This is a genomic window from uncultured Methylobacterium sp., from assembly GCF_964242245.1.
Lineage (GTDB): Bacteria > Pseudomonadota > Alphaproteobacteria > Rhizobiales > Beijerinckiaceae > Methylobacterium.
Genome location: NZ_CAXTBY010000103.1, coordinates 1 through 14,307, shown reverse-complemented (window position 1 = coordinate 14,307; position 14,307 = coordinate 1). Strand labels below are relative to the sequence as shown.

The following is a 14,307-nucleotide window of genomic DNA, read 5'->3' as shown; positions in this document are numbered from 1 at the left end:
CTCCATCGCAGGACCCGTCGCATCCGCCGCAACCGTCTACGCAACTGGACGCTGACACGATCCGATACACCGAACCGCAGGGCCGGAGTGCGCGGGCGGTAGCCTGCCTGTGCCGGGCCATGTGGGTGCGCCCGTTGCCGCCGCATCGACCTGCGGCCGTCGAACGACTTGCCCGGAAAGGGGCTTTCGGAGGAAGAGGCCGCCTCGCGGGGTCGCCCGACGCGCCCGCCGCGTCGCCATGACGAAACCTTGGACGCCGCCGCGAAGGGGCATGGATGCCGAGCAGGGGCCTGATGACGATCGGACGCGTTCTCAGGTTCGGCGCCTTCCGATCCCGCCTGCGGCCGCGTCTCGGTGCATGTCTCGCCCTCTGTCTCGCGGCGCCCGGCGGGGCCGCGGCCGACGTGGTGGTCGGCGTCGCGGTGCCGCGCTCGGGCGCTTACGTCGCGGTCGGCGAGCAGGTGCTGCGCGGCATCGAGGCGGCCGCGCGCGACGCCAACGCGCGGGGCGGCCTCGACGGTCAGGCCATCCGCCTCGACGTGCAGGACGACGCCTGCGACTCGAACACGGCCACGGCGGTTGCCAACCACTTCGTGCGCGCCGATGTCGGCCTCGTGGTCGGCCACGTCTGCTCCAACGCCTCGATCGCGGCCTCCGAGGTCTACGCCCAGAACGGCGTCGCGATGATCACCGCGGCCTCGGTATCCGCCAAGCTCACCGATCGCGGCTTGCCGACGATCTTCCGGATCTGCGGCCGCGACGACGATCAGGCCCGACTGTCGGCCATCGTGCTCGCCGAGCGGTTCCGCGACCGCAAGATCGCCCTGCTCCAGGACCTGACCCCCGCCTCGCGGACGCTCGCGGCGGCGACCAAGGACAACCTCAACCGCATCGGCATCAACGAGGCCCTGCTCGCCGCCTTCTCGCCGAGCGACGCCGACGATGCGGCCCTGGCCGATCGGCTGAAGGCGGCCGGCATCGAGGTCGCCTATTACGGCGGCGACGCCGCGGAGATGGGGCGGCTCGTGCGGATCTCGACGGAGCGGGGTTTTCGGCCGCAATGGTTCGGCACCTCGACGATCGCCACGCCGGACTTCGCCAAGGTGGCCGGCGGAGCGAGCAACGGCGTGCTGATGACGTTCTACCTCGATCCGAGCCGCCAGCCCGCCGCGGCGGAGGCCGTCAAGGCCTTCAGGGCGGAGGGCACGGAGCCGACCGGCTCGACGATCTACGGCTACGCCGCGCTCCAGGCCCTGGTCGCGGCGGCCGACTTCGCCCACACGCAGGAGCCCCGCCGCATCGCGGCGACGCTGCATGCCGAGCGCTTCGACCTCGCCCTTGGCACGATCGGCTTCGATGCCAAGGGCGACGTCACCGCGCAGGGCTACGTGCTCTACGTCTGGCGGGACGGCGCCTTCACGCCGGCACCGAAGTAGGCTCCGACCGGCCGGACGCTTCAGCCCGCCAGCGCCGCGTCCACCTCCGACCCGCGTCCGAGCCCCCGCAGCAGCTCCGCCAAGTGAGGGCGCACGCCGAGCTGCAGCGCGTGCAGGCGGCGCACCGCCTCGCTCAAGGTGCCGCTCCGGTCGAGCGCCGCGTCGGCCAGCGCGATCATCCGCGCGTTCGGCCATGCCGGCTCGCGCAGGGCGTGCAGGCGCGCGACCAGGGTTTCGGCGCGGCTCGCCGGCTCAGCGTCGGCGAACAGGATCAGCAGCGCGGCCGTCGAGCGCGACAGGCCGTAGTGGCAGTGCACGAGGAGGTGACCGCCCGGCCCTGCCCCGCGATCCCGGCCGAAGGCGAGGATGCGCTCGACGTGCTCCGGCCCCGGCGGCACGAGGCCGTCCCCGGGCCCAAGGCAGTCGTGGAAGCGCAGCGTCGTGCGCCGGTGGAGCGCGTAGCCGGAGAACGCATCCGGCTCCGGCGTGCCCGGATCGAGCAGCGACAGCACGCGGTCGACGCCGCGCCCGCCGTGATGCGTCAGCTCCGCGAGGCCGCAGACGGTGTGGAGGGTGATGGATTCGGGTGTCACGACGCCCGCGGCGTAGCACGCGCGGGCCCCGGTTTCGAGACCGGTGCCGGACGTGGTAGGGGGCCGCCGGCCGGACTCCGCTTTCGCCATGCGTCGGACCCCCGCGGACCGAAGGAGGTGCCATGACCCCCGTGAAGCGACGCGCCCTCCTCAGCGCGGGCCTCGGCGCGGCCGCGGGCATCGCCGCTCCGGCCGTCGTCGCGCCGGCCCTGGGACAGGCCGCCTCGGAGATGCGGTGGCGCCTCGCCTCGGCGTTCCCCAAGACCCTCGACATCCTGTTCGGCGCCTCCGAGACCTTCGCCCGCCTCGTCGCCGAGGCCAGCGACGGGCGCTTCCAGATCCAGGTGAGCGGGCCGGGCGAGGCGGTGGCCGCCGACGGCCTGCTCGATGCGGTCGGGACCGGCACGGTCGAGATGGGCCACGGCCCGGCGACGCTCGCCAGCGCCAAGGACCCGACCTTCGCGCTGGCCACCGCGCTGCCCTTCGGCCTCAACGCGCGGGGTCAGAGCGCATGGTGGCTCGCGGGGGGAGGCGCGGACCTGTTCGCCGAACTGTTTGCCCGGAACGGCCTCGCGGCGCTCCCCGGCGGCAACACCGGCGCGCAGATGGGAGGCTGGTTCCGCAAGGAGGTGAGGACGCTCGCCGATCTTCAGGGCCTGAAGATCCGCATCGCCGGCCTCGGGGCGCAGGTGCTGGCCAAGCTCGGCGCGGTGCCGCAGGCGACGCCCGGCCCGGAGATCCTGGCGGCGCTGGAGGCCAAGCGCATCGATGCGGCCGAGTGGATCGGTCCCTACGACGACGAGCGCCTCGGCCTGCAGAGGGCCGCGCCCGTCTACCACTATCCCGGCTTCTGGGAGGGTGGCGCGATGCTGCATTTCTGGCTGAACGCGGAGACGTGGAAGGCCCTGCCCAAGCCCTATCGGGCGATCCTCCAGGGCGCCGCGGCCCAGGTCGGCGCCGAGGTCCAGGCGCGCTACGACGCGCGCAACCCCGGCGCCCTGCGCCGGCTCGTCGCCACGGGCGCGCAGCTTCGCCCGTTCCCCCAGGAGGTGATGGAGGCGGCGCTGCGGACCGCCAACGACGTCTACGCCGAGATCGCCGCGAAGAACCCGGACTTCCGCCGCGTCTACGAGGCGATGCGGACGTTCCGCAACGAGGAGTACCTCTGGTTCCAGGTGGCCGAGTACACCTTCGACAACTTCATGATCCGCGCCCGCGCTCGCGGCTAGGTCAGAGACCTTGCCGCCTCGTGCCCGAGGCGGCTCCCGTGCCAAGGTGGACTGCGAGGACCTGAGCCACGAGGACCTGAGCCAGGAGGACCTGGGCCGCGACGACGGCGCGAACCTGCCGTCGATGAAGGGGAGCCGACGCCATGGATGAAACACCCGACAGGTCCGCGCGCTTCCCCGTCGTCGGCGTCGGCGCCTCCGTCGGCGGGGTCGAGGCCCTGGAGGGATTCTTCCGCGGGGTGCCGGCCGAATCCGGCCTCGCCGTCGTCATCGTCACCCACCTCAGTCCGAGGCACGAGAGCGTTCTGCCCGAGATCGTGTCGCGCTTCACCGCGCTGCCGGTGGAGATCGCATCCGACGGCGTCGAGGTCGCCGAGAACCGGGTCTACGTGCTGCCGGTCGATGCCCTCGTCAGCATCGAGGACGGGCGGCTCGTCGTGCGCCCGCAGAGCCCGGGTCAGCGCGAGCGCCATCCCGTCGACATCTTCCTGACGGCGCTCGCGACCGACCGCGGCGAGTACGCCGGCGGCGTCATCCTCTCGGGGAGCGATTCCGACGGGGCACTGGGCATCAAGGCGATCAAGGAGCGCGGCGGCATCACCCTGGCGCGGGTCGCCGACGGACACGGGCCGCGGAACGCCGACATGCCCGCGAGCGCCATCGCCACGGGATTCGTCGATTTCGGCATTCCCGCCGACGCGATGGGCGGGGTCCTGGTGGCCTACGCCCGCGCGCTGGCCATGCCGGAGGATGCCCTGCGCGGCCGCGAGCCGAGCGGCCCGTCCCTCGACGATCTGCGGGGGCAGATCTACACCATCCTGCGCAACCAGGTCGGGCACGATTTCAGCGGCTACAAGACCAAGACCTTCCTGCGCCGGGTGCAGCGCCGGATGCAGATCGTGCAGACCGACGCGATGGCGGCCTACGTCGCGCGCCTGCGCCAGGACGCGGCCGAGGTCGCCGCGCTGTTTCGCGACCTCCTCATCAACGTCACGACCTTCTTCCGCGATGCCGAGGCGTTCGAGGAACTGGCGCGGCTCGTGATCCCCAGGCTGTTCGAGGGGCGCGGCGGCGGCGAGGCGGTGCGCATCTGGGTTCCGGGCTGCGCCACCGGCGAGGAGGTGTTCTCCCTGGCGATCCTGATGATCGAGCACATGGAAACGCTCGATGCGGCCTGCCGGGTGCAGATCTTCGCCACGGACATCGACGAGCACGCGCTGGGCGTGGCGCGGGCCGGCCGCTATCCCGAGCAGCTCCTCGACGGCGTCTCGTCCGAGCGCCGCCGCCGCTTCTTCGTGCAGGACGGGGCGAGCTACGTGCTGGCCAAGTCGGTGCGCGACCTGTGCATCTTCTCGCCCCACAGCGTGATCCGCGACCCGCCGTTCTCGCAGCTCGACATGGTGTCCTGCCGCAACCTGCTGATCTACTTCGGCCTCGCTGCGCAGAACCAGGTGCTGCCGACGTTCCACTACGCGCTCAGGCCCGGCGGCTACCTGTTCCTCGGCATGTCGGAGAACCTCAGCCAGTTCGCCGAGCTGTTCTCGGCGGTCGACAAGAAGCACCGCATCTTCAGGAGCCGCGACGATCACGCCGCGCCGCCGCGCGTCCCCCTCGTGCTCAGCGGCCTGCGCGCGGCCCTGCCGATCGGCGAGCTGCGGCCGCGGCAGGGCACCAGCGGCACGCCGGCTTTGCGCCACGCGGTCGAGACCCAGGTGCTCGACCGCTTCGCCCCGCCCCACGTCGTGGTGAACCGCGACGGGGACGTGGTGTACTACTCGAACCGGACGGGGAAGTACCTGGAGGCGGCCGCCGGCAGCCCCACCCGGCAGATCCTGACGATGGCGCGCAAGGGCCTGCGCCTCGACCTGCGCTCGGCGTTCCGCGAGGCGGTGGAGACCGGCGGCCATATCCTGCGGGAGGGGCTGGCCGTCGAGGGCGACGACGGCCGGGTGCAGATCGTCACCGTGACCATCGAGCCGCTGGCCGAGCGGCGCTCCGAGGAGCCGCTGTTCCTCGTGCTGTTCACCGACGAGGGCCCCTCGCTCAGCCGCGAGGCCGCCCTGAACCGCTCGGTCTCAACCCAGGACGACGCCGCCGTCCAGCTCGAACGCGAGCTGCGCGAGACCCGCGAGCGCCTGCAATCCCTGATCGAGGAGTACGAGACCGCCCTGGAGGAGCTGAAATCGTCCAACGAGGAACTGGTCTCGGTCAACGAGGAATTGCAATCGACCAACGAGGAGCTGGAGGCGTCCAAGGAAGAGCTGCAATCGGTCAACGAGGAGCTCTACACCGTCAACGCCGAGCTCAACGGCAAGGTCGAGGCCCTCGATCAGGCCAACGCCGACCTGCACAACCTGTTCGCCAGCACCGACATCGCCACGGTCTTCCTCGACGCGCGGCTGGTGATCCGCAGCTTCACCCCGGCGGTGACGGCGATCTTCAACATCCTGCCGAGCGACCGCGGCCGCCCGATCACCGACTTCGCCGGGAGGCTGGCGCTGCCGGACCTCGCCGAGGACGTCGCCGCGATCATGCGCGGGAGCGAGACGATCGAGCGGCAGATCGATCGCGCCGAGACCGAGGCCCGCTACCTCGTGCGGCTCGCGCCCTATCGCGGCGGCGAGGATCTGGTCGAGGGCGTGGTCGTCAGCTTCCTGGACGTGACCGGCCTGTCGCGGGCGGAAATGCGCCAGCGCGTCCTGGTCGCGGAGCTCCAGCACCGCACCCGCAACCTGCTCGCGGTGGTCCAGTCGATCGCCCGGCAGACGCTGGGGTCGGGTCCGGCCGTCGACACCTACACCGAGCGGTTGAAGGCGCTCGGGCGGGTTCAGGGGCTGTTCGGCCGCTCCGACGGCGGCGCGATCGACCTCGGCGACTTGGTGCGCCTGGAGTTGCGGGCCCACGGCGGCGAGGAGGGCGACCGGGTGACGGTGTCCGGGCCCGCGGTCGTCCTCGACGTCGAGCACGTCCAGACCTTCGCCCTGGCACTCCACGAACTCGCGACGAACGCGCTCAAGCACGGCGCGCTCGCCCAGGCCGGCGCCCGCGTCGCGATCGCCTGGACGGTGGTCGGGGCGGAGGCCGCCCGGCGCCTGGTGCTCGACTGGACGGAGAGCGGCGTCGCGATGCCCGCCGGCCCGGAGCGGCGCGGATTCGGACGCGACCTGATCGAGAAGGCCCTGCACTACAGCCTGCGGGCGCAGGCCCGCTTCGTGCTCGGCCCCGACGGCGTCGCCTGTCGGATCGATATGCCGCTTTGACCGGGGAAAGGGTCCGGATAAACCCGGCGCCGGGCGGTCGGGCTTGGCGCACCGCGGCCTCGATATCACGGTTGACGATCAGGCATGGCTAAGCCGTTCATCCGCAAGCTGGAGAACTTCACCCGGTTTTCCGACGCGGAGCGAAAGCTCCTGGCGGAGTCGGCCGGCCAGGGCGTGCGTCAGCTCGGCGCGCGGGAGGACATCATCCGGGAAGGCGACGGCCCGCGCCACGTCAACCTCGTGCTCGAGGGATGGGCGTGCCGCTACAAGCAGCTTCAGGACGGGCGCCGGCAGATCATCGCGTTCTTCGTGCCCGGGGACCTGTGCGATCCGCACATCTTCATCCTGCGCAAGATGGACCACGGCATTGCCACCCTCACGCCCGTGACGCTGGCCAGGATCACCCAGGAGAGGATCGAGACGATGAGGGCGGCCTCGCCGCGCATCGCCGATGCCCTGGCGTGGGACATGCTGCTGACGGCCTCCATCCAGCGCGAATGGACGGTGAGCCTCGGCCAGCGCTCGGCCACCGAGCGCCTCGCCCACCTGTTCCTGGAGCTTCTCCTGCGGCTGCGCGCGGTCGGGCTCACCGAGGACGCGAGCTACGACCTGCCGATCACGCAGGCGGATCTCGCCGACACGCTCGGCCTGTCGAGCGTTCACGTCAACCGCACGCTCCAGGAGCTGCGCGCCTCCGGCCAGATCACCTGGAAGGGCAGGCGCCTGACGATCCACAACCCTCCGGCGCTGATGGCGCTCGCCCTGTTCGATCCCGCCTACCTTCACCTCGACCGCGAGGGGGCGCACCTCGATGCAAGCTGAGAATCTGCCCGCACCGGACGCGCTCCGCCCCGATCCCGACGACGGATGCCCCGCCCCGTTCGCCACCATACCGAGGGATGCAGCGCGGCATGCCTGAGCAAGCCCGGATCGCGGAGCTGGAGGCGGAGAACGCGGCGCTGCGCCGGCGCCTCGCGGGCGCCGAGCCGAGACCTGAGAACCCATCGCAGGTCGTCGAGGGGCTGCACCGGTCGCGCAACACCCTGGCGATGGTGCGCGCGATGATCCGCCGCTCGGCCGACGGCGACCGCAGCGCCGAGGACTGCGTCATGCGCCTCGACGGCCGCCTCGGTGCCATCGCGCGGGTGCAGAGCAGCGGCCTGCACCGGCCAAGCGAGGGCATCGACCTCCACTCGCTGATCGCGGACGAACTCCTCGCCCACCTCGCCCGCGAGGGCGAGCAGGCCCACCTGACGGGACCGAAGGTGCGGTTGCAGCCGAGGGCCGCGGACATCCTCGCCCTGGCCGTGCACGAACTCGCGGTCAACGCGGTGGAGCACGGCGCGCTGACCCGGGCCGACGGCCGGATTCACGTGGCGTGGCGCCTGGAGCCGGCCGCGGCCGACCCGATGCTCGACCTCGCCTGGACCGAGACGGGCCTTGCCGGCCTTCCCGCCCACCCGACGCGCCGCGGCTTCGGGACGGAGATGCTGGAGCGGACCTTGCGCTACGAGTTCGGTGCCGAGACCACCATCGCCTACGCGCCGGACGGCCTGCGCTGCACCCTCCGCTTCGCCCTCGTGCCGCGGATCGGGCGTCTCGCCGACGCGGGACGGGCGGACGACGACGGCGTGGGCGCGGCCCCAGTCCCGTGAGGCGCTCCGCCCGCCTCAGGTGCCGAGCAGGGCGCGGGCGATGGCGGCGGGCTCCACCGGCTTCTCGTAGTGGGCGACCGCGGCGTAGCGGGGCGGCACCGCGACCCGATCGTACCCGGTCGCGAACACGAACGGGACGCCGCGCGCCTCCAGCGCCTCGGCCACGGGGAAGACCATCTCGCCGCGCAGGTTGATGTCGAGCACGGCCGCGTCGAGGTGCGGCGTCCCGGCGAGCAGCGCCAGCGCGTCGGCCACGCTCGCGGCCGGGCCGACCACCTCGGCCCCGTCCGCCTCGAAGCTGCGCGCCATGTCGGAGACGATGAAGTAGTCGTCCTCCACAAGCAGCACCCGACGCTCGGCGAGAGGCTTCGTGGATGCGGCCATCAGATGCGGTCTCCCGAAACGACGCGTCATCGCGTGCGACGCGCCGCCTTGTGACACGGTTCGAGCGAAAAGGATCTGCGTCCCAACGGCCTCCCGACGCCGATCGCGCCGCCGCACCTGAGCTTGCCGTCAAGGGGTACGCTTGCGCAGGACGAAGCTGCCCTGGACCAGGAACTTCTGCGCGCGCTTGCCGGTGTCGACCTCCGTGGTGAAGACGTTGCCGCGCGAATCGACGGCGAGGTTGTGCACCCAGTGGAATTGGCCCGCATTCCGCCCGTTGCGGCCGAAGGCGCCCACCGTCTCGCCAGTGGCGCGCAGCAGCGTGCGCACCTCGTTGTTGGCCCCGTCGGCGTTCAGTAGGAAGGTCTCGGCCGCGTCCGGCCACAGGGCGAGTTCCCAGACCGAGCCGTTGGCGCGGGTGTTCCGCGCGACGAAGAACTCGCGCACGAACGTGCCGTCCTTGGCGAACACCTGGATGCGGTCGTTGGTGCGGTCGCAGACGTAGACCAAGCCGTCCCGCGCGATCTTCACGCAGTGGACCGGGTTGGCGAACTGCCGTGCGGGCGCGGCCGACGGGTCGTAGGGCGGCAGCGCCCCGTCGGTCGGCGGCGTCCCGTAGGCGCCCCACATCCGCTTGAACGCGCCGGTCTCGGAGTCGAACACGATGATGCGGTGGTTGTAGTACCCGTCCGCCACGTAGACCTCGTTGGCGCCGCCGTCGAAATCGACGTTGGCCGGCTTGCCGAGGCGGGCGGTGTCGCGGCTGTCGGTCTGCGGACCGGACCTGCCGATCTGCATGACGAAGCGTCCGTCGGCCGTGAACTTGAGGAGCTGCCCGTCCTCCGGGCCGTTGCCGGCGATCCACACGAAGCCCTTGGGGTCGATCTGGATGCCGTGCTCGTTGCCCGGCCAGTCGTAGCCGGCGCCCGGACCGCCCCAGCTCCGCAGCAGCGTGCCGGCCTGATCGAATTCGAGCACGGGCGGGGCGGGCTTGCAGCACTTGCTGCGCGGCGGATCGAGGCTCGCAGCCCGCTCGTCGTCGGTGAGCGTGCGCGGGCGCTGGATCACCCAGACATGGTCCTGGGCATCGACCGCGACGCCCGCGGCCTGCCCCATGATCCAGTCGTTCGGCAAGGCCTTGGGCCAAGTCGCATCGACCTGGAAGGTCGGCACCTCGGCAGCCCCGCACGGGGCGGCCCAAGCCAAGCCTATCGCCAGCGCTCCCGCAAGCATGCGCATCCGTCGTCCTCCCGCGGGCGCGCTCCGGCGCCTTCGGGACCAGTCTGATGCGCGGAAGGTCGGGAGGCTAGGGTGCGGCGGCCGTCGTCGTCCCGAAATGGTGACAGACCTCAGCGCCTGATCGCGCCAAGAAAAAAGGCCACCCCCGAAGGAGCGGCCCGAAGTCTAGGGAGGAAACGCCCAAGAAGGGCTGCCGGACCGCGACGCCATCGCCGTCCCGCGTTGCACAATCTGATCCGATCGCGGGAAAATGCAAGGGGATTGGGGCAGGCATCCTGTCGTTTTGCGTGCGTCCGCGCACGGCGGTCGAACCTTGTGCTCAAAATGCCGCATTCGGCGGTCGGCAATCTTCACGTGCCGCCGGAGCGGACTGGGCAACATGATCGTGGCGATCATACTGATGTCGCACACGTTTCCGGTCGAAGGCTGCTTCGCGTGATCGCCCGAGGATTTCGCCTCCTGCGTCGCGGGCGCGCGTGCGACGAATCGACGTCACGCTCTAGCTTCCTTCGGAGGGGTTCGGAACGCATCGGACGAGAGGGCGCGGCAGCATGGCGATTCACGAGAAGCGGGTTCGAATCCTCAACGATGCTGCGCCGCGGGACGGCGGCGCCTACGTCCTCTACCTGCTTCAGCAGGCCAACCGCGCCCACCACAACCCGGCGCTCGAATGGGCGATCGCGGAGGGGAACCGGCTCGGGCTGCCGGTGGTCGCATGCTTCGGGCTGCTCGACGGCCGGAACGGCTTTCCCGAGGCCAATGCCCGGCACTACGCCTTCCTGCTCCAGGGCCTCGCCGACGCGCGGGCCGGCCTGGAGGCGCGCGGCGTCGCCTTCGTGGTGCGCAAGGGCTCGCCCGCCGAGGTCGCCCGCGACCTGTCGGGCCGCGCGGCCCTCGTGGTCCTCGACCGCGGCTACCTCGCGATTCAGAAGCGCTGGTACGGCGCGATCGCTGCCGGCGTCGACACCCGCGTCGTCCAGGTCGAGGGCGACGTGGTGGTGCCGGTGGAGACCGCCTCGGGCAAGCACGAGTTCGCGGCGCGCACCCTGCGGCCGAAGCTCCACAGGCTCTGGGACGACTTCCTGGAGCCGGTGGCGGCCGAGGTCGTGAAGCACCGCGCGGACGGCCTGTCCCTGAGGAGCGAGATCGACGTCTCCGATCCCGATCGGGTGCTCGCCGGCATGAGCCTCGACACCGCCGTGGCGCCGGTCAGGCGCTTCATCGGCGGCGAGACCGAGGCGCGGCGGCGGCTGACGGCGTTCCTCGCCGAAGGGCTTGCCGGCTACGGCAACGGCCGCAACAGGCCGGAGGCGGCGGCCGCCTCCCACATGAGCCCCTACCTGCACTTCGGCCAGATCTCGCCGGTCGAGATGGCGCTGGCGATCCGCGCGGCGAAGGCGGGCGACGACGATGACCGCTCGACCTACCTGGAGGAGTTGATCGTTCGGCGCGAACTGGCCTCGAACCACGTGTTCTACACGGACGGCTACGATGCCTACGCCCGGGCCGTGCCGGACTGGGCGCGCAAGACCCTGGCCGAGCACGCCGGGGACGCGCGGCCCTACGGCTACTCCGAGGCGCAGCTCGCGGCGGGGAAGACCCACGATCCCTACTGGAACGCCGCCCAGGCCGAGATGCGCGAGACCGGCTACATGCACAACCAGTTGCGCATGTACTGGGGCAAGAAGATCCTCGAATGGTCGCCGTCGCCCGAGGAAGGCTTCGCGCGCACGCTCCGGCTCAACAACCGCTACTTCCTCGACGGGCGCGACCCGAACTCGTTCACCAACGTCGCCTGGGTCTACGGCCTGCACGACCGCCCATGGGCACGGCGCAAGGTCTTCGGCACCGTGCGCTACCAGAGCGAGAACTCGCTCAGGAAGTTCGACGCGAAGGCTTACGTGAAGACCGTGGAGAGGCTGTGCGCGGCGGAGGCGCACGGCTCCCAAGGATGACCGCGCGATGGAGGCCCATTCACGCTGCCGTGAGTAAAACAGTCAGCTCCATATGCAAGGCCGCCTGAGAGAGGCCGAGTAGAGCCCGCGTTACGGAGATTCGCTCAATATAAGTGTTGTAGGTTTTAATTACTTTTTAATTTGGTCCAGAGAGATTATATCGCTCGATTGATGCTATTGTTTGTGCGATAAAATTACAACACATAGCATTTGTGTCTGGTTGTACGTTGTGCCTTGTGAAGTCGAACGGTACGTCTGGCAGTGGGTTCTTGCGAATCGATCGTTCTTGGCGAAGGGCATGGCTATGTTCGAGACTGGCGCACGGTCGTCGATACGAGGTGGCGTAGCGGCAACATTGATGGCCGGAGCGGCAATGCCCGCTCTCGCTGGCCTCTTCCTGATCGGAGCGCCGACCTCTGCCGCGGCGCAGTTCATCTGCCAAGCGACGGCCGGCGGGGCACAGGGTGCGACCGCGACCGGTTCGGTTCGCGACATGGCCTGCGGCCTGAACGCCAACGCGAACGGAACGGGCTTCAGCACCAATGTCGCTGTCGGTCCTTCCGCGAATGCCTCGGGTAACCTGGGCGGCAACGTCGCGCTCGGCAATGTCGCCGACGGCTCGGGTGTCAACGGGTTCAACACGGCGATCGGCAACAGTTCGAACGCGAGCGGGACCATCATTCCCGGCGGAGGCGCCGTCCTCAACACCGCCCTCGGTGCGACATCGAACGCCAGCGGCGGCTCCTCGAGCAACGTCGCGGCCGGCATCGGCAACGCGTCGGGCGACCGGTCCAACAACGTCGCGCTCGGCAACGGTTCCTCCCTCGGCAGCAACAGCTCCAACGCCGTCATCGGCAACGGCAACGCGAGCGGCAGCGGCAGCAGCAACATCGCGTTGGCCGGCCTCGCCACGGGCGACGGCACGCGGAACGTCGCCATCGGCTCCGGCTCCTATGCGCGAGCCTCCGCGACCATCGGGGGGGCCGTCGCCAACGTCGCCGTCGGGGCAACCGCGAGTGCGGGCGGCTCGGGCTTCTTTACCGGGGGAGCCAACGATTTCCAGAATGCCGGCGCAACGGCGATCGGCAACAATGCGAGCGCCGGCGCGACGGCGGCCGGGCAACTCCTCGCAACGGCGGTCGGCGCCAGCGCCGCCGCCAATGCGGGCAACGCGACGGCGCTGGGTGCGAGCGCGGTCGCGTCGGGTGCCTCGGGCACCGCGATCGGCTCGTTCGCGCAGGCGACGAACACGGCCGACACCGCCATAGGCGTCAATGCGCGGGCCATCGGCGGTTCAAGCATCGCGCTCGGCGTCAACGCGACCGCCGCGCAAGGCGGCTCGGTCGCGATCGGCGGGAGCGTCGCGACGACGCGCGCCAACCAGGTGGCGATCGGCAACGCAGCCCAGACCTACACGCTGGCCGGCATCACCTCGGCGGCGAGCCTCGCCGCGCAGACCGGCACGACCGGCTTCGTCACCACCGACGCGAACGGGAACCTCGCCGGCTCGAACATCGGCCCCGCCACGATCTCGGCGCTGGACGGGCGCGTGAGCACCCTCGAACTGAACGTCGGCCGACTGCGGCGCGACGTGCGCAGCGCCTTCCAGGGCACCGCCATCGCGCTGGCGCTCGGCGGCGCCGTGCTGCCGGAGGGCAAGGCCTACGCCGTCTCGGCGAGCTTCGGCACCTATCACGGCGAAACGGCGTTCGGCGCCACCGGCATCGCGCGGCTCACCGACAACCTCTACGCCTCCGGCGGCGTCGGCTTCGGGACGAGCGGGCGCACCAATGTCGGCGGTCGCGGCGGCCTGACCTACGCGTGGTAGAACGGCGGCTGACGCGGTTCCTGCACAGCGCCGTCATCGTTCGCGCGGTCTTCACGGCGGCGCTGGTCCCGGCGTTCGCAGCGCCGGCGCTGGCTCAGTCGAAATCCGCCCCGCCGACGACCGCAGCACCGCAGCCGGCTCAGATCGACCGGAACGGGGTCCTGATCCTGATCCGCGGCACGCTCCTGGCGCTCCACCAGGGAAACGAGACCGGCAACTACACGGTGCTTCGCGATCTTGCCGCACCCGGCTTTCGTGACGCCAACACCGCGGCCCGGCTGGCCGAGATCTTCGCGAGCCAGCGGGCCTCGAAGCTCGATCTGTCGGGCGTGTCGGTGCTCGACCCGCAACTGACGGTGCTGCCGCAGATCGAGGCCAACGGCCTGTTGCGCATGGCGGGATTCTTCCCGTCGGTGCCGAGCCAAGTGAATTTCGAACTGCTCTACGCTCCGGTCGACGGGCGCTGGCGGGTATTCGGTCTCTCGGTCAACGTCGGATCGTCGACGCCGGTCGCGCCCTCCCCGCCCCCGCCCGAGGCCAAGCGACAGGATGCGCCGCCGAAGCCGGTTCCAGCACCGCAAGGCACGACGCGGCCTGCCAAGCCTGCACCGGCCTCACCGGAGCTGACGAAGCCGTGACCGGGCGAGTACCTCCGGCCATCCGCCGGTGAACGCCGTCGCGCCGTGGCCTGCGCTTCGCTAGAGCCGTGCCCGATCGCGTTGCAATCG

Annotated in this window: 11 protein-coding genes; 8 read left to right on the top strand and 3 right to left on the bottom strand. The window is 70.8% G+C overall.

The features are described 5' to 3' along the window. Positions 1-293: 293 nt before the first annotated feature. A complete protein-coding gene (locus ACFE8Y_RS17205; RefSeq protein WP_375465604.1) occupies positions 294-1,436 on the top strand; it encodes a branched-chain amino acid ABC transporter substrate-binding protein in 1,143 nt (380 codons plus the stop codon). A 20-nt stretch (positions 1,437-1,456) separates the two neighbouring features. Here the strand turns inward: ACFE8Y_RS17205 and ACFE8Y_RS17200 are convergent, their stop codons facing one another. Next, positions 1,457-2,029, bottom strand: a complete 573-nt coding sequence (locus tag ACFE8Y_RS17200; RefSeq protein WP_375465603.1) for a tyrosine phosphatase family protein — start codon at positions 2,027-2,029, stop codon at positions 1,457-1,459. 122 nt (positions 2,030-2,151) lie between these two features. Between ACFE8Y_RS17200 and ACFE8Y_RS17195 the strand changes: the two genes are divergently transcribed. The 4 genes from ACFE8Y_RS17195 (at position 2,152) to ACFE8Y_RS17180 (ending at position 8,173) form a co-directional block, all read left to right on the top strand. Then, a complete protein-coding gene (locus ACFE8Y_RS17195) occupies positions 2,152-3,258 on the top strand; it encodes a TRAP transporter substrate-binding protein (RefSeq protein ID WP_375465602.1) in 1,107 nt (368 codons plus the stop codon). A gap of 143 nt (positions 3,259-3,401) precedes the next feature. Then, positions 3,402-6,518 (top strand): CheR family methyltransferase, encoded by a 3,117-nt coding sequence (locus ACFE8Y_RS17190; protein WP_375465601.1) that lies wholly within the window; start codon positions 3,402-3,404, stop codon positions 6,516-6,518. Between the two features lie 84 nt (positions 6,519-6,602). After that, on the top strand, positions 6,603-7,340 hold the full coding sequence (locus ACFE8Y_RS17185; RefSeq protein ID WP_375465600.1) for a Crp/Fnr family transcriptional regulator: 738 nt from the start codon (positions 6,603-6,605) through the stop codon (positions 7,338-7,340). An 89-nt stretch (positions 7,341-7,429) separates the two neighbouring features. Continuing rightward, positions 7,430-8,173 carry a sensor histidine kinase gene (locus ACFE8Y_RS17180; RefSeq protein ID WP_375465599.1) on the top strand — a complete coding sequence of 248 codons (744 nt, stop codon included), beginning with the start codon at positions 7,430-7,432 and terminating at the stop codon, positions 8,171-8,173. Positions 8,174-8,188: 15 nt separating this feature from the next. On the opposite strand, the gene ACFE8Y_RS17175 is transcribed toward ACFE8Y_RS17180, so the two are convergent. Next, positions 8,189-8,557, bottom strand: coding sequence for a response regulator (locus ACFE8Y_RS17175; protein WP_375465598.1), 369 nt, complete (start codon positions 8,555-8,557; stop codon positions 8,189-8,191). 129 nt (positions 8,558-8,686) lie between these two features. Beyond that, positions 8,687-9,796, bottom strand: a complete 1,110-nt coding sequence (locus ACFE8Y_RS17170; RefSeq protein WP_375465597.1) for a hypothetical protein — start codon at positions 9,794-9,796, stop codon at positions 8,687-8,689. A gap of 551 nt (positions 9,797-10,347) precedes the next feature. On the opposite strand from ACFE8Y_RS17170, the gene ACFE8Y_RS17165 reads away from it, so the two are divergent. From ACFE8Y_RS17165 to ACFE8Y_RS17155, 3 genes are all read left to right on the top strand, one after another. After that, complete coding sequence (locus tag ACFE8Y_RS17165; protein ID WP_375465596.1) at positions 10,348-11,751, top strand: deoxyribodipyrimidine photo-lyase; 1,404 nt, start codon at positions 10,348-10,350, stop codon at positions 11,749-11,751. A 181-nt stretch (positions 11,752-11,932) separates the two neighbouring features. Then, the gene (locus ACFE8Y_RS17160; RefSeq protein ID WP_375465595.1) at positions 11,933-13,579 is read left to right on the top strand and encodes a YadA family autotransporter adhesin; all 1,647 of its coding nucleotides are present in this window, start codon (positions 11,933-11,935) and stop codon (positions 13,577-13,579) included. Beyond that, complete coding sequence (locus ACFE8Y_RS17155) at positions 13,573-14,217, top strand: hypothetical protein (protein WP_375465594.1); 645 nt, start codon at positions 13,573-13,575, stop codon at positions 14,215-14,217. The genes ACFE8Y_RS17160 and ACFE8Y_RS17155 overlap by 7 nt, the downstream gene beginning before the upstream one ends. The last annotated feature ends 90 nt before the right edge of the window (positions 14,218-14,307 follow it).

Bases quoted from the DNA above. Each gene is read 5' to 3' on its own strand.
- ACFE8Y_RS17190 (WP_375465601.1), top strand. From the start codon at position 3,402: ATGGATGAAACACCCGACAGGTCCGCGCGCTTCCCCGTCGTCGGCGTC.
- ACFE8Y_RS17205 (WP_375465604.1), top strand. From the start codon at position 294: ATGACGATCGGACGCGTTCTCAGGTTCGGCGCCTTCCGATCCCGCCTG.
- ACFE8Y_RS17175 (WP_375465598.1), bottom strand. From the start codon at position 8,557: ATGGCCGCATCCACGAAGCCTCTCGCCGAGCGTCGGGTGCTGCTTGTG.
- ACFE8Y_RS17180 (WP_375465599.1), top strand. From the start codon at position 7,430: ATGCCTGAGCAAGCCCGGATCGCGGAGCTGGAGGCGGAGAACGCGGCG.
- ACFE8Y_RS17165 (WP_375465596.1), top strand. From the start codon at position 10,348: ATGGCGATTCACGAGAAGCGGGTTCGAATCCTCAACGATGCTGCGCCG.
- ACFE8Y_RS17170 (WP_375465597.1), bottom strand. From the start codon at position 9,796: ATGCGCATGCTTGCGGGAGCGCTGGCGATAGGCTTGGCTTGGGCCGCC.
- ACFE8Y_RS17185 (WP_375465600.1), top strand. From the start codon at position 6,603: ATGGCTAAGCCGTTCATCCGCAAGCTGGAGAACTTCACCCGGTTTTCC.
- ACFE8Y_RS17195 (WP_375465602.1), top strand. From the start codon at position 2,152: ATGACCCCCGTGAAGCGACGCGCCCTCCTCAGCGCGGGCCTCGGCGCG.